Origin of the sequence: Mycolicibacterium pulveris (assembly GCF_010725725.1) — a bacterium.
GTDB lineage: Bacteria > Actinomycetota > Actinomycetes > Mycobacteriales > Mycobacteriaceae > Mycobacterium > Mycobacterium pulveris.
The window spans coordinates 2,918,111-2,939,155 of record NZ_AP022599.1; the positions used below are offsets into that span (position 1 = coordinate 2,918,111).

The 21,045-nt window shown below is 68.0% G+C and carries 21 protein-coding genes; 8 read left to right on the forward strand and 13 right to left on the reverse strand.

What is annotated here, in order from left to right:
• Positions 1–34: 34 nt before the first annotated feature.
• The 3 genes from G6N28_RS14105 to G6N28_RS14115 are packed head-to-tail and all read right to left on the reverse strand — an operon-like array spanning position 35 to position 2,486.
• Entirely contained in the window at positions 35–376 is a 342-nt protein-coding gene (locus G6N28_RS14105) for a hypothetical protein (protein ID WP_163901221.1), read from the reverse strand.
• A gap of 53 nt (positions 377–429) precedes the next feature.
• Positions 430–1,797: a hypothetical protein gene (locus G6N28_RS14110; protein WP_220097459.1), complete on the reverse strand. Its 1,368-nt coding sequence runs from the start codon at positions 1,795–1,797 to the stop codon at positions 430–432.
• Between the two features lie 5 nt (positions 1,798–1,802).
• On the reverse strand, positions 1,803–2,486 hold the full coding sequence (locus G6N28_RS14115; protein ID WP_163901225.1) for an OsmC family protein: 684 nt from the start codon (positions 2,484–2,486) through the stop codon (positions 1,803–1,805).
• Positions 2,487–2,572: 86 nt separating this feature from the next.
• Here G6N28_RS14115 and G6N28_RS14120 point away from each other — a divergent pair, with 86 nt between their 5' ends.
• Complete coding sequence (locus G6N28_RS14120) at positions 2,573–3,190, forward strand: TetR/AcrR family transcriptional regulator (RefSeq protein WP_235674568.1); 618 nt, start codon at positions 2,573–2,575, stop codon at positions 3,188–3,190.
• On the opposite strand, the gene G6N28_RS14125 is transcribed toward G6N28_RS14120, so the two are convergent.
• Both G6N28_RS14125 and G6N28_RS14130 read right to left on the reverse strand, forming a co-directional pair.
• Entirely contained in the window at positions 3,183–3,731 is a 549-nt protein-coding gene (locus tag G6N28_RS14125; protein WP_407665014.1) for a hypothetical protein, read from the reverse strand. The two genes, G6N28_RS14120 and G6N28_RS14125, sit on opposite strands and share 8 nt — an antisense overlap.
• A 34-nt stretch (positions 3,732–3,765) precedes the next feature.
• Positions 3,766–4,833 (reverse strand): ferredoxin--NADP reductase, encoded by a 1,068-nt coding sequence (locus G6N28_RS14130; protein WP_163901229.1) that lies wholly within the window; start codon positions 4,831–4,833, stop codon positions 3,766–3,768.
• A gap of 188 nt (positions 4,834–5,021) precedes the next feature.
• On the opposite strand from G6N28_RS14130, the gene hsaA reads away from it, so the two are divergent.
• Genes hsaA through hsaB form a run of 4 tightly spaced genes read left to right on the forward strand, consistent with a single transcriptional unit; the run spans position 5,022 to position 8,570 of the window.
• Positions 5,022–6,206, forward strand: a complete 1,185-nt coding sequence (hsaA, locus tag G6N28_RS14135) for a 3-hydroxy-9,10-secoandrosta-1,3,5(10)-triene-9,17-dione monooxygenase oxygenase subunit (protein WP_163901231.1) — start codon at positions 5,022–5,024, stop codon at positions 6,204–6,206.
• A complete protein-coding gene (hsaD, locus tag G6N28_RS14140) occupies positions 6,206–7,105 on the forward strand; it encodes a 4,5:9,10-diseco-3-hydroxy-5,9,17-trioxoandrosta-1(10),2-diene-4-oate hydrolase (RefSeq protein ID WP_163901233.1) in 900 nt (299 codons plus the stop codon). The genes hsaA and hsaD overlap by 1 nt, the downstream gene beginning before the upstream one ends.
• Positions 7,102–8,004: an iron-dependent extradiol dioxygenase HsaC gene (gene hsaC, locus G6N28_RS14145; protein ID WP_163901235.1), complete on the forward strand. Its 903-nt coding sequence runs from the start codon at positions 7,102–7,104 to the stop codon at positions 8,002–8,004. Before hsaD ends, hsaC begins: the two co-directional genes overlap by 4 nt.
• Positions 8,004–8,570: a 3-hydroxy-9,10-secoandrosta-1,3,5(10)-triene-9,17-dione monooxygenase reductase subunit gene (gene hsaB, locus G6N28_RS14150; RefSeq protein ID WP_163901237.1), complete on the forward strand. Its 567-nt coding sequence runs from the start codon at positions 8,004–8,006 to the stop codon at positions 8,568–8,570. The genes hsaC and hsaB overlap by 1 nt, the downstream gene beginning before the upstream one ends.
• Here the strand turns inward: hsaB and G6N28_RS14155 are convergent.
• Genes G6N28_RS14155 through G6N28_RS14165 form a run of 3 tightly spaced genes read right to left on the reverse strand, consistent with a single transcriptional unit; the run spans position 8,567 to position 10,556 of the window.
• Positions 8,567–8,818: a fibronectin-binding protein gene (locus G6N28_RS14155; protein ID WP_235674569.1), complete on the reverse strand. Its 252-nt coding sequence runs from the start codon at positions 8,816–8,818 to the stop codon at positions 8,567–8,569. The two genes, hsaB and G6N28_RS14155, sit on opposite strands and share 4 nt — an antisense overlap.
• Before the next feature lie 4 nt (positions 8,819–8,822).
• Positions 8,823–9,596: an alpha/beta fold hydrolase gene (locus tag G6N28_RS14160; protein ID WP_163901239.1), complete on the reverse strand. Its 774-nt coding sequence runs from the start codon at positions 9,594–9,596 to the stop codon at positions 8,823–8,825.
• Between the two features lie 48 nt (positions 9,597–9,644).
• Positions 9,645–10,556 carry a LysR family transcriptional regulator gene (locus tag G6N28_RS14165; RefSeq protein WP_163901241.1) on the reverse strand — a complete coding sequence of 304 codons (912 nt, stop codon included), beginning with the start codon at positions 10,554–10,556 and terminating at the stop codon, positions 9,645–9,647.
• A gap of 111 nt (positions 10,557–10,667) precedes the next feature.
• On the opposite strand from G6N28_RS14165, the gene G6N28_RS14170 reads away from it, so the two are divergent.
• From G6N28_RS14170 to G6N28_RS14180, 3 genes are read left to right on the forward strand one after another with little or no spacing between them, the layout of a single operon-like run.
• The gene (locus tag G6N28_RS14170) at positions 10,668–12,044 is read left to right on the forward strand and encodes an MFS transporter (protein WP_163901243.1); all 1,377 of its coding nucleotides are present in this window, start codon (positions 10,668–10,670) and stop codon (positions 12,042–12,044) included.
• The gene (locus G6N28_RS14175; protein ID WP_163901244.1) at positions 12,041–12,787 is read left to right on the forward strand and encodes a 3-hydroxybutyrate dehydrogenase; all 747 of its coding nucleotides are present in this window, start codon (positions 12,041–12,043) and stop codon (positions 12,785–12,787) included. Before G6N28_RS14170 ends, G6N28_RS14175 begins: the two co-directional genes overlap by 4 nt.
• The gene (locus G6N28_RS14180; RefSeq protein ID WP_163901245.1) at positions 12,784–14,688 is read left to right on the forward strand and encodes an acetoacetate--CoA ligase; all 1,905 of its coding nucleotides are present in this window, start codon (positions 12,784–12,786) and stop codon (positions 14,686–14,688) included. The genes G6N28_RS14175 and G6N28_RS14180 overlap by 4 nt, the downstream gene beginning before the upstream one ends.
• A gap of 617 nt (positions 14,689–15,305) precedes the next feature.
• Here G6N28_RS14180 and G6N28_RS14185 read toward each other — a convergent pair.
• From G6N28_RS14185 to fadD3, 5 genes are read right to left on the reverse strand one after another with little or no spacing between them, the layout of a single operon-like run.
• Positions 15,306–16,460, reverse strand: coding sequence for a pyridoxal phosphate-dependent aminotransferase (locus G6N28_RS14185; RefSeq protein ID WP_163901246.1), 1,155 nt, complete (start codon positions 16,458–16,460; stop codon positions 15,306–15,308).
• Positions 16,461–16,470: 10 nt separating this feature from the next.
• Positions 16,471–17,412, reverse strand: a complete 942-nt coding sequence (gene ipdE2 / locus G6N28_RS14190) for an acyl-CoA dehydrogenase IpdE2 (protein ID WP_163901247.1) — start codon at positions 17,410–17,412, stop codon at positions 16,471–16,473.
• Positions 17,409–18,362, reverse strand: coding sequence for an acyl-CoA dehydrogenase family protein (locus G6N28_RS14195; protein ID WP_163901248.1), 954 nt, complete (start codon positions 18,360–18,362; stop codon positions 17,409–17,411). Before G6N28_RS14195 ends, ipdE2 begins: the two co-directional genes overlap by 4 nt.
• Positions 18,363–18,366: 4 nt before the next feature.
• Complete coding sequence (locus G6N28_RS14200; RefSeq protein WP_163901249.1) at positions 18,367–19,491, reverse strand: acyl-CoA dehydrogenase family protein; 1,125 nt, start codon at positions 19,489–19,491, stop codon at positions 18,367–18,369.
• Positions 19,491–21,029: a 3-((3aS,4S,7aS)-7a-methyl-1,5-dioxo-octahydro-1H-inden-4-yl)propanoate--CoA ligase FadD3 gene (gene fadD3, locus G6N28_RS14205; RefSeq protein WP_163901250.1), complete on the reverse strand. Its 1,539-nt coding sequence runs from the start codon at positions 21,027–21,029 to the stop codon at positions 19,491–19,493. The genes G6N28_RS14200 and fadD3 overlap by 1 nt, the downstream gene beginning before the upstream one ends.
• Between the last annotated feature and the right edge of the window lie 16 nt (positions 21,030–21,045).

The following is a 21,045-nucleotide window of genomic DNA, read 5'->3' on the forward strand; positions in this document are numbered from 1 at the left end:
TTGGGCGATTTCGCGTCTGCTCGCGGGGCTGGGTTCAACGGGTTTGCACAGGCGGCGGAACGTTCGGAAGCTGAGCGACCGGTCCGCTCGGGCCGGTGGCGGCGCCCTCCCTCTTGCACAGGTACTGGTCGGGGCCATGGGGTCCGTGTGCGACGCATGTCCAGACCGAGCCGTCCGGCAGCGTGCAGGAGAACCCGGCGCTGCCGCTCGCCACACCCTCTTGGCAGAGGGAACGGAGAATGAAGCCCGAGAAGACGCGCGTCTCGGTCACATCGTCGTCCTGCCTGGGTTCCGCGGAACCCGGCGCAGGCGTCACGACGAGGCCTGCCACCAGCAGGGCCGCGACGGACGAGCCGACCGCGAATGGTGCGTTCATGATCTACGACCTTTCGGTTGAAGGTGGATAGGAGGCAGACGATGGCTGCTTGGCTACGGACCGCCGATTCCGCCGGCGCCGTCGGAGCCGCCCTGACCGCCCTGGCCGCCCGCGCCGCCCGCACCGTTGTCGGTGGCGGCGTTACCGGAGGCGCTGCCCCCGTTACCGCCGTTGCCGCCGTCGCCGCCGAACGTGCCGCCGTTACCACCGTCGCCGCCGTCGCCGCCGGTGGCGGCTCCGAAGAACCCTCTCGCGTCGCCGCCGTTACCGCCCCCGCCGCCCGTGCCTCCGAACGTGCCACCGCTGCCGCCCGCACCGCCGTCGCCGCCGGTGACATTTCCCCGGTCGGCAACCGCCTCGCCGCCATTGCGGCCCCGGCCGCCGGTGCCTCCGAAAACACCACCGGTGCCGCCGTCGCCGCCGTTACCGCCGGTGGCACCTCCGTCCCCGATGGCGCCCGTGTCGCCGCCGAAACCGCCGTTACCGCCATTCCCGTCGAGGAAGCCGGTGCCGCCGTCGCCGCCGTCACCGCCGGTGGCATCTCCGTCGCCGTAAGTGACCGCGTTGCCGCCGGTGCCGCCCTGGCGCGCGACCACACCGGCGCCGCCGACCCCGCCGTCGCCGCCTAAGGCGTCGCGTTCCTGCGACACTGCGAGACCGCCGGCACCGCCGAAGCCGCCGGCGCCGTCCAGGAAGCCACCTCGGCCACCATTGCCGCCGTCGCCGCCGACGGCGTCAGCGTCGATCGCGACGGGCAGATCCTGGCGGTCCGCTCCGCCGGCGCCGCCGTTGCCGCCGGTGCCGATCAGGCCGGCGTCGCCGCCGTCGCCTCCTTCGCCGGCGCGGTTGATGATGTCGCCGGCCGTGTTGTAGAAGGTCTCCTTGCCGTCGCCGCCGCTACCGCCATCGCCGAAAAGACCGGCGTTGCCGCCGTTTCCGCCGTCGAGGGCGTCCTCGGCTATCCCGCCACCAGCCAGAAAGACGAGTTCACCGTCGCCGCCGTCGCCACCGTTGCCGAAGAAGAAACCGGCGTTGCCGCCGTCACCGCCGAGCGCCCCGTCGCCGCCGTCGCCCCACAGCAGGCCACCGTCGCCGCCGCGGCAGTCGGCCGTGCACGTCGGGTCGATCGCCAGCGCATCCAGCCCGTTGCCGATCAACCACCCGCCGGGCCCGATGAGCGGGCGGAACTGCTGCGGCGCCGTGGGGAGGGCGGCGGGTGCAGCGCCGCTCGGCCCGACCAGTGTGTCGGTCAGCCACCACGGCCACAGGTCTTCCGTCGGCGACAGCGGAACCGTCGACGTGGCCGAGGTCAGCCGCACCTCGGCCACGACCGAGGCCGAGCTGAACAGCGCGCCGAGCCCGCAGATCGCGACTGCCGTTGCGCCGCTGGCGATATAGCGCGTCCTGGTGTGGTAAGCCATGGCGGTCACGGTATGAACTCCGTCCGCGCGGCCGCTTCGACCGGACTGACCAACTCTGCGTCCGCGCCGTGGTGCGTTTTGACCACGGTGCCCGCGGACTGCAGGGATTGTTCCGTGGTGATCGTGACCGTGAGCCCGCCGCGGAGGGTGTCGAGGTTGACACAGGCGCGCTCGGCGGCGGCGACCAGGGCGTCGAGCCGCTTCTGATCGGTCGCTTCATCCGCCGCCAGATGTACTGTGCACGTTAGCGACTCGAAGCCGACCCGGACGCTGCGGTCGATGTTGAGACATCCCCGAACGTCGAGTTCACCACTGACCTCCACCTCGAGCGCGGTGAGCCTGACCCCGAGTAGGTCGGCGACCATCCGGATCGATCCGTCCGCGCATGCTGCGAGCGCTGCGCACAGGAGGTCGCCCGGGTTGGGCGCGTCGTGCAGCCCTCCCACGTGGCGGTCGAGCCCGAAGCGCAGCGATACGCCATAGCCCGTCCCGATCTCGACCTCGCCGTGGAACGGGTCGCTCGGCGGGATTCGCGCGGCCGAGGTTCGTGCTGCCTTACGGGTGAGCGCCTCGAGTGGGCTGTCCGCATAGAGTCGCCGCACGGGCTCCTGCCGCTCGCCGACGATCGAGTTCCTGGTTTGCGCTGTCATTTGCTCGTCTCCCTTGACGATGCCGTCCGGTGTGGCCATCCGCTGACCAGCGCCTTTACCAAAAAAGCACGGTCGTGCTTTTAGCCAGATGACTATAGCACGATCGTTCTTTTATGCTCAAGGGCGTGGCGAATACCGACATGCGGGGGCCGAAGGGACAGCGGACGCGGGCGGCGATCCTGGCCGAGGCGGCGCGCCTGGCCACGGTCGAGGGGCTGGAGGGCCTTTCGATCGGTGGGCTGGCGGACGCGATCGGCATGAGCAAGAGCGGCCTGTACGCGCACTTCGGCTCGAAGGTGGACCTGCAGCTGGCGACCATCGAATCCGCGCGGGAAACTTTCATCGCCGAGGTGCTGCTCCCGGCCCTCGAAGCGCCGGCGGGGGTCCAGCGATTGCGCGCCGCCTGCGAGGCGTTTCTCTCACACATCGAACGTCGGGTGTTTCCCGGCGGATGCTTCTTCGCCGCCGCGGCGGCCGAGTTCGGCACCCGGCCCGGCGCGGTGCGCGATGCGGTCGCCACCCAGCACCGTGACTGGATCGAGCTACTGGTGCGGCTCGCCCGCAAGGCGGTCGACCTCGGCGAACTCCCACCGGACGTGGACCCGGTTCAACTGAGCTTCGAGCTCAACGCGGTGCTCGTCGCGGCCAATACGGCGTTCATCCTCCACGGCGACGCGGCCGCCTTCGAGCGGGCTCGGACCGCGGTTCGAAACCGCCTGGGTCCTGGGGGTGACGTCAGCTGAAAGCGGCCTGCGCGCAGGCGTCCGGCGAGGTGAGGTTCACGCCCGCGTAGACCACCTGGATGTGCGCGCAGACGATCAGCGGCACGTCGGTGCGCGGTGTGCCGGTGCGCGCGTCCACCGGCCAGGTCTGCCCGTGGAAGCGGAACTTCTCCGGTGGTCCACCGCCGAAGTAGATGGTGGTGAACTCCATGTCGGTCAGCGACTTGAACATCCGGGTGTTGGGCGCATCGGATTTCGCGTCCACGTAAACGTTGCGATCCATGGTGCGCAGCGTGGTGGTCTGGCGCGCCCACAGGTCGCCGGGGAAACCGATGATGCCTTGCGGCGTGCGTAGATGGGCGCGGGTGTCGAAGAAGCATGTGCCTTCGGCCGCAATGCAATTGGCGCTGACTTCCATCTCCAGCGAGGTCGCCGCATCGACGGGTATCGATGCGGTGGCGGTGTCGACCGCTGCCGTCGACGTCGGGACGGGTGCGACGAGCGCGAGCGCCAACCATGCCGCCGGGAACGCCCCGAGTAAGCCGCGCAACCGCTTCACGATTCTCCCTTCGGTGCGGCGAATGCTAGCCCGCCGGCTACTCGTCGTAGGTGAGTTCCACCGAATCCGACCGCGGCTTGGCCTGGCAGCCCAGGATCAGGCCCTCGTCGAGGTCGGACTGCTCGAGCACGTCGTTGACCTCCATTTCGACCTCACCGCTCTTCTTGAGCACCGCGCAGGCGCCGCAATGACCTTCGCGGCAGGAGAACGGTGCGTCAAGGCCCTTGTCCAGCAGCACGTCGAGCAGCTTGGCGTTGCGTGGCCAGGTGATCTCGTGCTTCTCACCGTCGAGCGTGACGATCGCGGTGGCCGGACCCTCGGCGCTGTCGTCGTCCTCTGAGTAGTCGACGACTACCGCTTTGAACGGGTCGGACTCCAACGACTTGAACACCTCGATGTGGATCCGATTGTCGTCGGCGCCGACGTTCTTGAGCGCTTCCTCGGCCGCGGCCATGAACGGTGCGGGCCCGCAGATGTAGGTGTCGTGGGCTTTGTACGGGGCGACCAGGCCTGCGAGCGCCGACGCGGTCGGCAGCCCCTGCACGCTGACCAGCCAGTGCACGACGGTGAGCCGGTCGGGATACTTGGCCACCAACTCGCGCAGCACCTTGCCGAAGATGACCGAGTTCTCGTCCTCGTTCGCATAGATCAGGACCACCCGGCCACCGCCCTCGGCCAACGCGGACTTACAGATGGACAGCATCGGGGTGATCCCGCTGCCCGCGGCCAGCAGCAGGAAGTCGCTGTCGAGTGTCTTGGGCACGAAGGTGCCCGAGGGGGCGAGCACGTGGATCTTCATGCCGGCGTGGGCGTGGTCGCACAACCAGTTGGACGCATAGCCGTCCGCGGTGCGTTTGACGGTCACCGTCATCGGGTCACCGGTGAAAGGCGAGCTGCACAGCGAGTAGCAGCGCGCCACCGAGCCGGTGCGCTCGCTCGGCACCCGCAGCGTCAGGAACTGCCCGGGCGCGTAGCGCAACCGCTCGGCGGGAATCTCGGATCCGTCGGGAACCCGGAACACCAGCGACCGCGCGTCGGCGGTCTCCTCGACCACCTCGCCCACTTCGAGCTCGAGCACGTGGCTACCGAGCGGCTCATCGGTCACGACGCTCTACCCTTCTCAGGCTCAAAACTGCCCATAACTAGAACAGGTTACAGAAATGCATGTGTGCAGGTCCAGCCTGCTGATAACCCCCCGTACTCGACATGAATCGTAACGTGTTCTAATCTCTTTCTAGCGGTCTGGTCTCGCGCAAACGCCCAACGCCAGGTCCTTACCTCGGGAGGTAACCAGTGACATCCATTGAACAGCGTGACGTGGAGGCCGTCCTAGCCGGCATCGACGACCTGCTGCCGTTGATCACCAAGCGCGCTCAGCAGACCGAAGACCTGCGTCGGCTACCCGACGAGACGGTCGACGAGCTCGACGAGCTCGGCTTCTTCAAGCTGCTGCAGCCCGAGCAGTGGGGCGGCACGCAGTGCGACCCGACGCTGTTCTTCGAGGCGGTGCGCCGGCTGGCCAGCGCCTGCGGCTCCACCGGCTGGGTCGCATCGATCATCGGCGTGCACAACTGGCACCTCTCGTTGTTCGACCAGAAGGCCCAGGAGGATGTCTGGGGCGACGACCCCAGCGTCCGGGTCTCATCGTCGTACGCGCCGATGGGGGCGGGCACCGTGGTCGACGGCGGCTACATCGTCAACGGGTCGTGGAACTGGTCCTCTGGCTGTGACCACGCGACGTGGACCTTCGTCGGCGGCCCGGTGATCAAGGACGGCAAGCCCGTCGACTTCGGCAGCTTCCTGATCCCGCGCACCGAGTACGAGATCGACGACGTGTGGCATGTCGTCGGGCTCAAGGGCACCGGCAGCAACACGCTCAAGATCAAAGACGTGTTCGTGCCGCGGCACCGCTTCCTGTCCTACAAGGCGATGAACGACCACACCGCGGGCGGCCTGCAGACCAACACCGCGCCGGTGTACAAGATGCCCTGGGGCACAATGCATCCGACCACCATCTCGGCACCGATCGTCGGCATGGCCTACGGTGCCTACGCCGCGCACGTCGAGCATCAGGGCAAGCGGGTGCGCGCGGCGTTCGCCGGGGAGAAGGCCAAGGACGATCCGTTCGCCAAGATCCGCATCGCGGAGGCGGCCAGCGACATCGACGCCGCGTGGCGCCAGTTGATCGGCAACGTCGGCGAGGAGTACGAGCTGCTGAAGGCGGGCCGGGCGATCCCGTTCGAGTTGCGCGCCCGCGCCCGCCGCGACCAGGTGCGGGCGACCGGGCGCGCGATCGCCTCGATCGACCGGCTCTTCGAGGCCTCCGGTGCTACCGCGCTGAACCTCGACGCCCCGGTGCAGCGGTTCTGGCGAGACGCGCACGCCGGCCGGGTGCACGCGGCCAACGACCCGGAACGGGCGTACCTGATTTTCGGAAACAACGAGTTCGGTCTGCCGCCGCAGGACACGATGGTCTGATGACTTCGTTCGCGGCCGAAGCTGCCCAACAGCAGGAGATCACGTTCGAGTCGACGTCGCGGTTCGCCGACGTGAGTGGCAAGGGCCGGCCCATGCGGCTGCACTACCACGAAGCCGGCGTCGGTAACGACCAGACGGTCGTGATGCTGCACGGCGGTGGGCCCGGCGCGTCGAGTTGGTCGAACTTCGGACGGAACATCGCCGTGCTCGCCAAGCACTTCCACGTGCTGGCCGTCGATCAGCCCGGCTACGGTCACTCCGACAAGCACACCGAACACGAGCAGTACAACCGCTACAGCGCCACCGCGCTGTTAGATCTGTTCGACCACCTCGGCATCGAACGTGCTGCGCTGGTGGGTAATTCGCTCGGCGGTGGCACCGCGGTGCGGTTCGCGCTCGACAACCCCAAGCGGGCGGGCCGGCTGGTGCTGATGGGTCCCGGCGGGTTGAGCGTGAACCTGTTCGCACCCGACCCCACCGAGGGAGTCAAACTGCTCGGCAAGTTCACCGCGGAGCCCACGCGCGAGAACATGGAGAAGTTTCTTCGCATCATGGTCTACGACCAGAGCCTCATCACCCCGGAACTGGTCGACGAACGGTTCGCCATCGCCAGCCAGCCGGAGTCGCTGGCCGCCGCGCGCGCGATGGGTAAGTCCTTTGCCGGAGCTGATTTCGAGCTCGGCATGATGTGGCGCGAGGTGTACAAGCTGCGTCAGCGGGTACTGCTGATCTGGGGTCGTGAGGACCGGGTCAACCCGCTGGACGGCGCGTTGGTCGCCCTCAAACAGATTCCGCGGGTGCAGTTGCACGTCTTCGGGCAGTGCGGACACTGGGCCCAGCTGGAGAAGTTCGACGAGTTCAACAAGCTCACAGTGGATTTTCTAGGAGGCGGGTCGTGAGCATCCGGTCACTGGGCTATCTGCGAATCGAGGCCACCGACGTCGCCGCGTGGCGCGAGTACGGGCTGAAGGTGCTCGGCATGGTCGAGGGCAGCGGCCAGGTAGAGGGCGCGCTTTACCTGCGGATGGACGACTTCCCGGCGCGGCTGGTCATCATCCCCGGCGAACACGACCGGTTACAGAGCTCGGGCTGGGAAACCGCGAACGCCGCAGGGCTGCAGGAGATCCGCAACCGCCTCGACCTCGAAGGCACCCCGTACAAGGAGGCCACCGCCGCCCAGTTGGCGGATCGCCGCGTCGACGAGATGATCATCTTCGACGACCCGTCCGGCAACACGCTGGAGGTGTTCCACGGGGCCGCGCTCGAGCACCGCCGGGTCGTGAGCCCCTACGGCCACAGGTTCGTCACCAAGGAACAGGGCCTCGGCCACGTGGTGCTGACCACCCGCGACGACGCGGAGTCGCTGCACTTCTACCGCGACGTGCTCGGGTTCAAGCTGCGCGACTCGATGCGGTTGCCGCCGCAGCTGGTCGGACGGCCGGCCGACGGGCCACCGGCCTGGCTGCGGTTCTTCGGTGTCAACCCGCGCCATCACAGCCTTGCCTTCATGCCTGGCGAAACACCAAGCGGCATCGTGCATCTGATGGTCGAGGTGGAAAACAGCGACGACGTCGGGCTGTGCCTGGACCGGGCGCTGCGGCGTAAGGTGCCGATGTCGGCGACGCTAGGTCGGCATGTCAACGACAAGATGCTGTCGTTCTACATGAAGACTCCGGGCGGATTCGACGTCGAATTCGGTTGTGAAGGACTGCAAGTCGACGACCAAGACTGGATCGCACGGGAGAGCACCGCGGTCAGCCTGTGGGGTCACGACTTCAGCGTCGGCTTCAAGAACTAGTGTCCGCAGAGTCGTTGGACCCGCGCACCTTCCGCAGTGTGCTCGGTCAGTTCTGCACGGGCATCACCGTGATCACCACCATGCACGAGGACACCCCGGTAGGCTTCGCCTGCCAGTCGTTCGCGGCGTTGTCGCTCGACCCGCCGCTGGTGCTGTTCTGTCCGACCAAGATGTCGCGGTCGTGGCAGGCGATCGAGGCCAGCGGTCACTTCTGCGTGAACGTGCTGCACGAGAACCAGAAGGAAGTCTCGGCGACGTTCGGCTCCAAAGAACCCGACAAGTTCGCCGGATTCGACTGGCATCTCTCCGAACTCGGCTCACCGATGATCAAGGGCTCGCTGGCCCACATCGACTGTTCGGTGCACTCGGTGCACGACGGCGGCGACCACTACGTCGTGTTCGGAGCCGTGCACTCGCTGTCGGACGCGCAGCACCGCACGCCGCGGCCGCTGCTGTTCTACCGGGGCCAATACACCGGCATCGAGCCCGACAAGACCACGCCGGCACAGTGGCGCGACGACCTGGAGGCGTTTCTCACCGCCACCACCGACGACACCTGGCTCTAAATACAGCCCGCGGCACAGGGGTCCGCAACGGGCAACGACTCGGGCGGTGGCGCGCTCGGGTCTGCCGGCGGCAGCTGCTCGGTGAGGTCGACGTCGTGGTCGAGGTTCGGCGCCATCGGAATCACGTTGCACAGGAAGCTCAGCGCCAATTCGCACGGCGGAGGCCCGGGCTGCGCACCGGCCGGAGCCGCCGACAGCGCTGCCGCGGCCGCCATCGCCGCCGCGGTGATCAACGCCTTGGTGAACACCGGGTCACTCTAGCGCCTGTTCGCCGATGAAGTCGATGACCGTCGCGGCCACCTCGGCGTGCATGGTTTCGTTGAGGACGTCGTGGCGGGCGCCCACGAACTCCGCGATCCGCAGCGCCTCGATCTGCTCGGCGTAGGCGCGCACCGGCTCGATCGGGGCGATCGGATCGTTGACACCGTGCAGCGCCAGCGTCGGCACCGCGAGTTTCGGCAGTTCGGAACCGAACCGATCCCATGCCCAGTCGAGCTCCCGGGTCAGCGTCGCGCCGTCGGCGTCGACGAACGCCAGCGGATCGTTCTCCAACGCATCGAGATAGAAGGGGTCCGAGGACAGCCAGGCCGGATCGAGCTCGACGGAGGTGTCGCTGTCCAGCATCTCGGGGATCGGCACCAGCGGCGCACCGGAGACGACGCCGGCCCGATAGCGGTCGGGCTGGTTCAGCAGGCGGAACAACGTGACGACCGACCCGAACGAGTGGCCCTGCGCGATCAACGGCAGCCCAGGTCGGCGGTTCTCGGCCAGCCCGCTCAACGCGTCGGCCAGCGCCGAGCTGTCCTCGATCGAGCCGAAGTCACCGCGCTCGCCGGGGCTGAGGCCGTGGCCGAATTGGTCGACCGCCCACAGGTCGATTCCCGCCGCGTTCAGGGCGAAACCGTACCGGTGGTAGAGCCCGGTGTGTTCGCCGAACCCGTGCAGAAAGATCACGACGGCACGAGGCGCGGCCGCGTCCCAATGACGGTAGTAGGCCCGGCCCTTCGGATGGTCGATGAACGGCATGGATTGACTGCAGCAAGTCGCGCCGCGAAGCGCAAGCCCCTCGGCTGGTCAACCTCGGCCGAGCAGCACGTCGCGGCTCGTGGCCATCTGCAAGCGGATGGCGTCGACGACGGCCGCGACCTCGGGTCTGCGCAACGTCTCGGCACGGGCGACCAGCCAGTACGTCAACCGGACGGCCACCGCGTCGGGCAACACCCGGATCAGGTCGTCGTGGCGGTCGGCCATGAAGCACGGCAACAATCCCAGCCCGGCTGAGGCTCTCGTCGCCTCGACGTGCACGAAAACGTTTGTCGACGTGACGGATTCGCGCATATCGGGGGCGAAGCTGGTGGCGACGTCGAGGTCGTCGACCTGCAGCATGGCGTCGATGAAGTACACCAGCGGAAAACGGGACATGTCGGCGATGCTCGTCGGGGTGCCGTGCTCACGCAGGTAGTCCCGTGCCCCGTACAGGCCGAGGCAGTAGTCGCCGAGTTGAATCGCCTTGGCGCGGTGCACCTTCGGTTCCCCGACCACCACCTCGACGTCCAGCCCGGAGCGCTGCTGGGTGGCCGGCCGGGTGGTGGCGACGATCTCGACGGCGATCTTGGGGTGCTCACGCTGCACGCGGGCCGCAGCGGGCGCGGCGATGTACGCCGAAAATCCGTCGGTCGCCGAGATCCGCACGACGCCCTCCAGCGCGCGCTCGCCGCCGCTGTCGACGCTCAGCGACCGCACGGCGGATTCGACCGCCTCGGCCGCCGCCAGCGCCTCGCGGCCGAGGTCGGTCAGCTCCCAGCCGCCCGCGCCGCGGGTCAGCACCCGCCCGCCGATTGCCTGCTCGAGCGCGGCGATGCGCCGAGAAATGGTCGTGTGGTTGAGCCCGAGTTCCTCGGCCGCGGTGGTGTAGCGGCCCGAGCGGCCGACCGCCAGCAAGACCAGCAAATCGTCGGCGCTGGGACGTCCCGTCGACACCGTCATGATCTGCATTTTTGCAGATCGGCACTGCAGGTTTGGCTATTGCGGGGGAACGAACCTGCATGAATACTCACAGCGGGCCTGTGCCCATGGCCACAATCAGAGGAGCGCCGGATGAGCATCACGGACGAACCGAAGCCGCAACCCGGCGGGGCCGGTCCGATACCGACCGGGCTGAAACGGGTCGTGGTCGCCTCGATGGCGGGCACCGTCGTCGAGTGGTACGAGTTCTTCCTGTATGCCACCGCGGCCACGCTGGTCTTCAACAAGGTGTTCTTCGCCGAGGGCACCAGCGAGGCCAGCGGGCTCATCGCCGCGCTGCTGACCTACGCCGTCGGGTTCGTCGCGCGACCCCTCGGCGGCGTGGTGTTCGGGCACTTCGGCGACAAGTACGGCCGCAAGAAGCTGCTCCAGTTCGCGATCCTGCTCGTCGGTGCGGTCACCTTCCTGATGGGGTCCCTGCCGACCTACGAGCAGATCGGGGTGTGGGCGCCGATCCTTCTCGTCGTCCTGCGGTTCCTTCAGGGCTTCGCGGTCGGCGGCGAGTGGGGCGGCGCGGTGCTGCTGGTCGCCGAGCACAGCCCCAACGACAAGCGCGCGTTCTGGGCCAGCTGGCCGCAGGCCGCGGTGCCCGTCGGCAACATGCTGGCCACCGTCGTGCTGCTGATCCTGACGCAGGCACTGTCGGAGGCGTCCTTCTTGTCGTGGGGCTGGCGGATCGCGTTCTGGCTGTCGGCGGTCGTCGTGGGGATCGGCTACTACATTCGCACCAAGGTCTCCGACGCCCCGATCTTCGTGGCCGCACAACAGGAGGTCGAGCGCGCCAAAGCGGTGTCCTACGGCGTGGTCGAGGTGTTGAAGCGTTATCCCCGTGGGGTTTTCACCGCGATGGGGCTGCGCTTCGCCGAGAACATCATGTACTACCTCGTCGTCACGTTCTCGATCGTCTACCTCAAGACCCACGTCCACGCCGACACCAGCGACATCCTGTGGTGGCTGTTGGCCGCCCACGCGGTGCACTTCGTGGTCATCCCGCAAGTGGGGCGGTTGGCCGACCGCTTCGGGCGCCGACCGGTGTACATCGTCGGCGCCGTCGCCGCGGGCTGCTGGGGCTTCTTCGCATTCCCGATGATGAACAGCGCCAACTACCTGCTGATCATGGGCGCCATCATCGCCGGGCTGGTGATCCACGCGTTGATGTACTCACCGCAGCCGGCGCTGATGGCCGAAATGTTCCCCACCCGCATGCGGTACTCCGGCGTCTCCCTGGGATATCAGGTCACCGCGATCGTCGCCGGTTCACTGGCGCCCGCGATCGCGACGTGGCTGCTGGACAGGTTCGACTCCGCGGTACCGATCGCCCTGTATCTGGCGGGCGCGGCGGTGATCACCCTGGTGGCCGCGCTGGTCACCAGGGAAACCAACGGCATCGATCTCGAGGCCCTCGATCAGGCCGACCGTGACGCCCTCGCGAAAGCGGGTCGGCTGTGACCGACCTGGCCGGGCGCACCGCGCTGGTCACCGGCGGCGCGAGCGGCATCGGCGCCGCCTGCGCACGTGAGCTCGCCGCGCGCGGCGCGCAGGTCACCGTCGCCGACGTCGACGCCGACGGCGCGCGGAGCGTCGCGGACGAAATCAGCGGAAAACCCTGGGCCGTCGACCTTTCCGACGTCGCCGCCCTCGAGGGGCTGCGGCTGCAAACCGACATCCTGGTCAACAACGCCGGAGTGCAGCACGTCAGCCCGATCGAGGACTTTCCGCCCGAACGTTTCCGGTTCATCCTGGCGCTCATGGTCGAGGCGCCGTTCCTGTTGATCCGCGCCGCGCTGCCGCACATGTACGGCCAGCAGTTCGGGCGGATCATCAACATCTCGTCGGTGCACGGACTGCGGGCCTCGGAGTACAAGAGCGGTTACGTCACCGCCAAACACGGGCTCGAGGGCCTTTCGAAAGTAACTGCCCTGGAAGGCGGCTCGCGAAATGTCACAAGCAACTGTGTCGATCCCGGCTACGTGCGCACGCCGCTGGTCACCAAACAGATCGCCGACCAGGCGCGTCGACACGAGGTCCCTGAAGATAAGGTGGTGGAGGAGATTCTTCTCAAGGAGAGCGCGATCAAACGGCTGGTCGAACCGGAAGACGTTGCGTCGCTGGTGGGTTGGCTTGCCTCGCCGGACGCGGCGATGGTGACGGGCGCGTCCTACACGATGGACGGGGGGTGGAGCGCCCGATGACCGACACCGTTACGGCGCAGTGGACGCCGACCGAGGACGACATCGCCGCGGCGCGGGTCACCGACTTCGCCCGGTTCGTGAAGACCCGCACCGGAACGCTCCATGAGGACTACCGGTCGCTGTGGCAGTGGTCGGTCGACGACCCGGCCGCGTTCTGGGCGGCATTGTGGGACTACTTCGAGCTCGGCGACCGACCCGAGGTGGTTCTCGCCGCCGAAACGATGCCTGGGGCGCAGTGGTTTCCCGGCGCCAAGCTGAACTATGTCGACCAGGTGATCCGCAGCGCGCGCACCGATCGACCGGCCATTCTTCATGTGACCGAGGACGGCTCGACCACCGAAGTGAGCTGGGCCGAACTCCTCGGCCGCACTGCGGCTTTCGCGCAGCGGCTGCGCGAGCTGGGAGTCAACAGCGGCGACCGGGTCGTCGGATACCTGCCGAACATCCCCGAGGCGATCATCGCGTTTCTGGCCACCGCCAGCATCGGCGCGGTCTGGAGTGCGTGCGGGCAGGACTACTCGGCCAAGGCCGCGCTGGACCGGCTCGGCCAGCTCGAACCCATCGTGCTGGTGACCGCCGACGGATATCACTACGGCGGGAAGTTTCACGACAAGAGCGCCGACATCGCGACCATGCAGGCGGGCCTGCCCTCGCTGCGGGCCACCGTGATGGCCGGCGAGTTGGACCGCTCGGCCGACGCGAACGCACTGGCCACCACGGCTGTGGACTTCGATCACCCGCTGTGGATCCTGTTCTCGTCGGGGACGACCGGGCTGCCGAAGGGCATTGTGCACGGTCACGGCGGGGTCGTGCTGGAGCATTTGAAAGCCGTTGCACTGCAGTGTGATCTGGGAGCAGAAGACACCTTCTTCTGGTACACCAGCCCAAGCTGGATGATGTGGAACTTCCTGGTCGCCGGGCTGCTGGTGGGTACGACGACCGTCTGCTACGCCGGCAGCCCCAACTCGCCGCGCCCGGATCGGCTGTGGGAGATCGCCGCGCAGGTGCGGGCCACCCTATTGGGCACCAGCCCCGGCTACGTGCTCGGCTGCGCGAAGGCGGGTGCGGTGCCGCGCACGGACCACGACCTCTCGGCGCTGCGCACCGTCGGGATCACGGGGTCGTCACTGCCGCCGTCGACGTCGTTGTGGTTGCGCGACAACGTCGGTGAGCGCGTCCAGGTGTCCTCGATAAGCGGCGGCACCGACGTGGTCTCGGCGTTCATCGGCGGGGTGCCCACCGTGCCGGTCTGGCCGGGGGAGTTGTCCGCGCCGTACCTCGGGTGTGCGCTGGACGCCTGGGACGAGTCGGGCAACCCGGTGCGCGGCGAGGTCGGCGAGCTGGTGATCACCAAACCGATGCCGTCGATGCCGGTCGGGTTCTGGAACGATCCCGACGGATCGCGGTACCGCAGCGCGTATTTCGACATGTTCCCCGGTGTGTGGCGGCACGGCGACTGGATCACCATCACCGAGCGCGGCAGCATCATCGTGCACGGCCGGTCGGACTCCACGCTGAACCGGCATGGCATCAGGATGGGCAGTGCCGACATCTACCAGGTGGTCGAGCGGATTCCGGAGGTCGCCGAGGCGTTGGTGATCGGGGTCGAGCAATCCGACGGCGGGTACTGGATGCCGTTGTTCGTGGTGCTGGCCGACGGCGCGGAACTCACCGACGAGTTGCGTGACCGGATCAACACCGCGATCCGCACCGAGGTGTCGCCGCGGCATGTCCCCGACGAGATCATCGCCGCCCCCGGGGTGCCGCACACCCGCACCGGCAAGAAGCTCGAGGTGCCGATCAAGAAGCTGTTCGGCGGGGCCGACCCGGCGAAGGTGGTCGAGCGCAGCGCCGTCGACGACCCCGCACTGCTGGACTGGTACGCGGGCATCAAGCGCTAACGCTCCTACGCCGCGCACGGGCGTTCGTGTCGGCCTGTTGCCTGATGTCAAGATGCGCGCGCAGGGGTATTTGTTGCCTTACGTAAGCGTGCGCGCTTGTTGACCGAATTGTGGTGCCGGGTGCAGCCTTGCTGGTGGTGATGGTGACCAACTGGGCGCTTAGGGCTCGGATCTGGCGCTGGGTGGCGGCGGGATTGATCAACAAGTAGGTCCGGGTCATCGCGACGATGCGTTCAACGGCCACGGTGGGGTGATCGATCACACGATGAAACGGGGTCCTGGCCGGTCGTGTTGCTTGGAGACTCTGGCGCCCGTGCGGACTTTGCAAGCGAGTTTCTGCTGGGGATAGAAATAGTTGGTCAGCTTCGACTGTAGGGCCTCTCCTGAATTGGGCTGTCCTATGAATGCCGTTACGCGACTCCAGCAAGCCGCCATAACGGCTATGCATCGGCGCGGTCATAAGTTGTGCACGTGGCTAAACGACGCACTCACAGCCCCGGCGACGAGGTAGCTCATCCCAGCGCGAAGTCTGAGTTCGGAGGATTTCTAACGCTCGGCCATGTGCTTCAGGGGATCGGCGCGGAGCAGAATCCACCGATTGACCTGGGGGCGGGGTGCTACTTCAGCCAAGCGCCGATGCGCCGCAATGCCTCTTCGATATCACTCGTCGGGCCGGCGAACGACAGCCGGACGAACGAGCCGCCGCGTGCCGGGTCGAAGTCAATTCCTGGAGCGATGGCAACACCGGTGTCGTTCAACAACTTCGAGCAGAACGACAGCGAGTCGGTGGTCAGATGCGAGACGTCGGCGTATACATAGAACGCGCCGTCGGTCGGGGCCAGCCGGTCGATACCGAGGCTTCGTAGCCCGTCGAGCAGCAGGCGCCGGTTGGCGGCGTAGTGGTCCAGCAGCGCATCGGCTTCGGCGATCGACTCCGGCGTGAACGCCGCGACGGCGGCCACCTGAGCCAGCGCCGGCGGGCAGATGGTGAAGTTGCCGGTCAAACAGTCGACCGCGCGCTGCAGTTCCTTGGGCACCAGCAGCCAGCCGAGCCGCCATCCGGTCATCGCGAAGTACTTCGAAAAGCTGTTCACCACGACGGCATCCCGTGACGTCTCCCAGGCGCAGCTGGTCGCGGGCGCGCCCTCGTAGACCAACCCGTGGTACACCTCGTCGCTGATGAGCCGCACCCCAGACGACGCACACCACGACGCGATCGCGGCGAGCTCTTCGGGCGGGATCACCGTTCCGGTCGGGTTGGCGGGGCTGGCGACGATGACGCCCTGCACCGGTGGATCCAGCGCGGCGAGCATCTGCGCGGTGGGCTGGAACCGGGTCTCCGGTCCGCACGCCAGCTCGACGACTTCACAGCCCAACGCCGAAAGGATGTTGCGATAGCAGGGATAACCCGGGCTCGCGATCGCCACCCGGTCACCGACGTCGAAGCAGGCCAGGAAGGCCAACAGGAAGCCGCCCGACGAACCGGTGGTGATCACCACGTCGTCGGGATCCACGGTGAGCCCGTACCGGCTGCGGTAGGCGCCCGCGATGGCTTCCCGCAGCTCCGGGATGCCAAGGGCCACAGTGTATCCCAGCACGGTGTTGTCCAGCGCGTCCTTGGCAGCTGCCCGAACCGCCGCGGGTGCCCCCGCGCTCGGCTGGCCGGCCGACAGGTTGACCAGGTCGCCATGGCCGCGCTGACGCTCAGCGGCCGCCAGCCACACGTCCATCACGTAAAACGGCGGAATTCCCGCACGCAGCGAGACGTTCATCAGCGTAACGTTAGAGCACTTCGGCTTCGAGCCGCCGTAGATGCTCCCGCGGCGACCCGAGCAGCTGCGCGCTGCCGTGCGCACGCTTGAAGTACAGCTGGATGTCGTGCTCCCAGGTGATCGCGATGCCGCCGTGCATCTGTACCGCCTCCGCGGCGACCTTGGCGAACGCCTCGCTCGCCGACACCCGGGCCAGTGCCGCCGAGGTGGGTGACGGCGCGCTGATCGCGTCATCGACCACGGCCCTCGCGGACTGGACAAGCACGTACAGGTCGGCCATCCGGTGCTTGAGCGCCTGAAAGCTGCCGATCGGGCGGCCGAACTGCACCCGGTCCTTGGTGTACTGCACCGTCAAATCCAGGCAGCGTGACGCGGCCCCGATCTGCTCGGCGGCCAGCAGGATCGCCGCGCTGTCGGCAAGGCCGGGGTCGGCGCCGATGTCGGTGGTCTCCTGCGGGTCGACCCGTGCCAGCGGGCGCGTCGGATCCATGGTGTCGACGCGGGTCGCGGTGAAGCTGGTCCAGCGGGTCAGCCGGGCACCGTCGGCGGCGATCACGACATCGGCGACGTCGCCGTTGACCACATAGCCGGGGTCGAACACGACCGCGCCCAGCCGCGCGCCTTCGGCCAGGCCCCCGACGGCGTCGGCGTCGGGCTCATCGGCGGCCAGCAGCGCCAGTTCGGCGAGCGTGGTGCCGAGCAGCGGCGTGGGCACCAACGCCTTGCCGAGTTCCTCGAGGACGACGGCCGCGTCGGCCAGTTCACCGCCCGCCCCGCCCATCTCCTCGGGCACCACCAGCGCCGCGGCCCCGACCTGCTCGCACAACAGCTGCCACAGCGCCTCGTCGTAACCGCGCTCGGAATCCATCGCCGCACGCACGGCCGCCGGCGGGGCGTGCTTGTCGATCAGCGCCGCAACGGTGTCGCGCAGTAGCTGACGTTCCTCGGTCACAACGCCTCCAATACCCGTCGCCTGTGCACGGTCGGGTCACCCCACGCCGAGCGCAGCGCCTGTACCCGCAGCAGCCACAGCGACAGATCGTGTTCCTGGGTGAAGCCGATCGCGCCGTGGGTCTGCAGCGCCGAACGCGCCGCCAGCAGCGCGGCATCGGAGGCGGCGGCCTTGGCGGCGCTGACGTCACGCGCGGTGTCCGGTGATCCGTCGGCCAGAGATAGCGCCGCGCCGTACACCAGCGGCCGGGCCAGCTCGACGGCGATGTGCACGTCGGCCAGCTTGTGCTTGATGGCCTGATAGGTGCCGATCACCTTGCCGAACTGACTGCGCTGCTTGGCGTACTCGACCGACATGTCCAGCATCGCCTGCCCCGCTCCGACCAGTTGCGCGGCCGTGGCCAGCGCCCCGAACTCGTAGGCCTGCGCCACGTCGGCCGGCTGGGCTTCCCCGGTTGCTGTGACGTCGAACAACTTTCGGCTGGGGTCGACGGACTCGTGGTGCGCACCGGCGGTGCCGTCGCGCACCTCGCCGTCGGTGGCTACCAAGATGGCGTCGGCGACATTCCCATCCAGGGCACGCGGGACCTGTGGGGGCATGGCGACGGTCACGATCAGCTCACCGGACGCGAGGGCACCGCTGCGTTCGTCGTCGGCGAGCAGAACCGGTGCCACCGCGATGGATTCGGTGACCGGGCCGGGCACGCACCAGCGGCCCAACCGTTCGGCGGCGACCACCAGGTCGACGGGATGCGCTTCGATTCCGTCGTACTTCTCGGCCACGTTCAGCGCCGTGATCCCGAGGTCGGCCAGCTGCGACCAGATCTTGCGGCCCGGTGTGGTGTCACCGGCCGCCCACGCCCGCACCGCACCGGGTAGGTCGGCAGCACCGAGCGCGGCGTCGATGCTCGCGGCGAAATCGCGCTGCTGTTCGTCTAGATCGAATTTCATCTGTCTACTTTCGGGGGAGACCCAGAAGCCGCTCGGCGATGATGTTGCGCTGAATCTCGTTGGTACCGGCGTAAATCGGCCCACCAAGGGCGAACAGCAACCCGTCGGTCCATGCGTCGGCGAGCTCGGCGTCCGGGCCGCGCATGTCCAGCGCGGTCTGATGCAGTGCGACGTCGAGGTCGGACCAGAACACCTTGGTCACGCTGGACTCGGCGCCCAACTCGCCGCCCGCGGCCAGCCTGGTGACCGTGCCGAAGGTGTGCAGCCGGTACGCCTGCGCCTTGATCCAGGCGTCGGCCACCCGGTCGGCGTATGCCGGGTCGGGGTTGTCTTTCCACTGCGCCACAAGCCGTTCCGCCGGGGCCAGAAAGCGTGCGGGGCTGCGCAGGGACATTCCGCGTTCGTTACTCGACGTGCTCATCGCCGCGCGCCATCCGTCGTGGACGCCGCCGATGACGTCGTTGTCGGGGACGAACACGTCATCGAGGAAGATCTCCCCGAACCCGGTGTCACCACCGAGTTGGGCGATGGGCCGGACAGTGATGCCCTCGGCCTTCAGGTCGAACATGAAGTACGTGAGACCCCGGTGGCGTTCGGCCTCCGGATCGGAGCGGAAGAGCCCGAACGCGCGGTCCCCGAACGGAGCCCGCGAACTCCAGATCTTCTGACCGTTGAGCAGCCAGCCGCCGTCGGTGCGCGTCGCCGTCGAACGCAGCGACGCCAGATCGCTCCCGGACTCCGGCTCCGACCAAGCCTGGGCCCAGATCTCCTCACCGGTGGCCATTTTCGGCAGCACCCGGTCCAGCTGCTCCTCGGTGCCGTGCGCGAACAACGTCGGCGCCAACATCGACGTGCCGTTCGCGCTGGCCCGCCCCGGTGCGCCGGCACGGAAGTACTCCTCCTCGTACACCACCCACTGCAGCAGGGAAGCGTCGCGGCCGCCGTACTTCTCGGGCCAGGTGATCACCGACAGGCCGGCGTCGTACAGCACCCGGTCCCACCGGCGGTGCTGCTCGAATCCCTCTGCGGTGTCGTAGGACTTCGTCGGGAACGAATCGCGGTTCGCCGCGAGGAACTCGCGCACCTCGGCCTGGAACTCGAGGGTGGCGTCGTCGAAACTCAGATCCATCAGGCTCTTTCCCTCAGCAGTGGCTTGACGACCTTGCCGCCAGGATTGCGCGGCAGCGCGTCGAGGAACTCCACCGATCGCGGCACCTTGAAGTTCGCCAAATGCTCTCGCGTGTAAGCGATCACGGTCTCCTCGTCCAGCTCGACCCCGGGTTTGGTGACCAGAAACGCCTTGCCGACCTCGCCGAGTCGCTCGTCGGGCACACCGATCACCGCAGATTCGGCGACCCCGTCGAGTCGGGCCAGCACCTGCTCGACCTCGGCCGGATACACGTTGAACCCGCCGCAGATGTACATGTCTTTGAGGCGGTCGGTGATCTGCAGGTTGCCCCTGTCGTCGACGCGGCCCACGTCGCCGGTGTGCAGCCAACCGTCGGCGTCGATGGCCTCCGCAGTGGCCTCGGGGTCGTCGAGGTAGCCGAGCATCACATTGGGGCCGCGCAGCAGCACCTCGCCGGCGCCGTCGTCGTCGGGGTTGTCGATGCGCAGTTCGAAGCCGGCGATCGGGCGCCCGCATGTGGTCGCGACGGTCACCGCGTCGTCGTCCGGCCGGCACATGGTGCCGAAGCCGCTGGCCTCGGTCAGCCCGTACGCGGTCAGCACGATGTCGATATCCAACTCGTTCTGCATGCGCTCGATCAGCACCACCGGGATCGTCGCGGCGCCGGTGACCGCGAACCGCAGCGACGACAGGTCGTAATCGCCGCGGCGGGGGTGATCCAGCAGCGTCTGGTAAATCGTTGGGGGACCGGGCAACACGGTGATGCGGTGCTCGGCCACGGCCTGCATCGCCTTCTCGGGGTCGAAGGTGAGCTGAGGGAACAGCGTCGCGCCGGTCTGCAGGCAGGCGAGGATGCCTGCCTTGTAGCCGAAGTTGTGGAAGAACGGGTTGATGCACAGGTAGCGGTCGGCGCTGGTGAGCCGCCCGCATTCCGCCCACGCGGCGGGCGCGTCCAGCGACTGCCGGTGTGCGCACAGCGCGCCCTTGCTACGGCCGGTGGTTCCCGAGGTGAACAAGATGTCGGACACGTCGTCGGGCTTCACCGCGGCGGCGCGGGCGTCCACGTCGCCGGTCCGGCCGGCCCCGCGCGCGATGAACTCGTCCCAGGTGCCGTCGTCCTTCTCGATCGGCACGCGCACGACGTGGCGCAGTTGCGCCAGCGCGTCCCGGTCGATCGAGGCGGCCTTGTCCGCGCCGAGGAACTCCCCGGAGGCGAACAGCAGCGGTGCCCCGGTGCGGGCGATCACGTCGGCTGCCTCACCGGCGGTGTAGCGGGTGTTCAACGGCACCACGACCCCGCCCGCGTAGTGGGTGGCCAGGCAGGCCACCACCCAGTGCCAGGTGTTGGGCGACCAGATCGCGACCCGGTCGCCGGCCTCGATGCCCAGGTCGATCATCGCCGCGGCGGCCGTGCGGACCTCGTCGCGCAGTTCGGCGAACGTGAACGTGCGGACGTCGGTGACCAGGGCGGGGTGGTCCCGGAATCGGTCGGCGGTGAGGTCCAAGACCTGGGGAATGGTCCTTGGATCCGAACTCATCGACGCTCCCTCAACA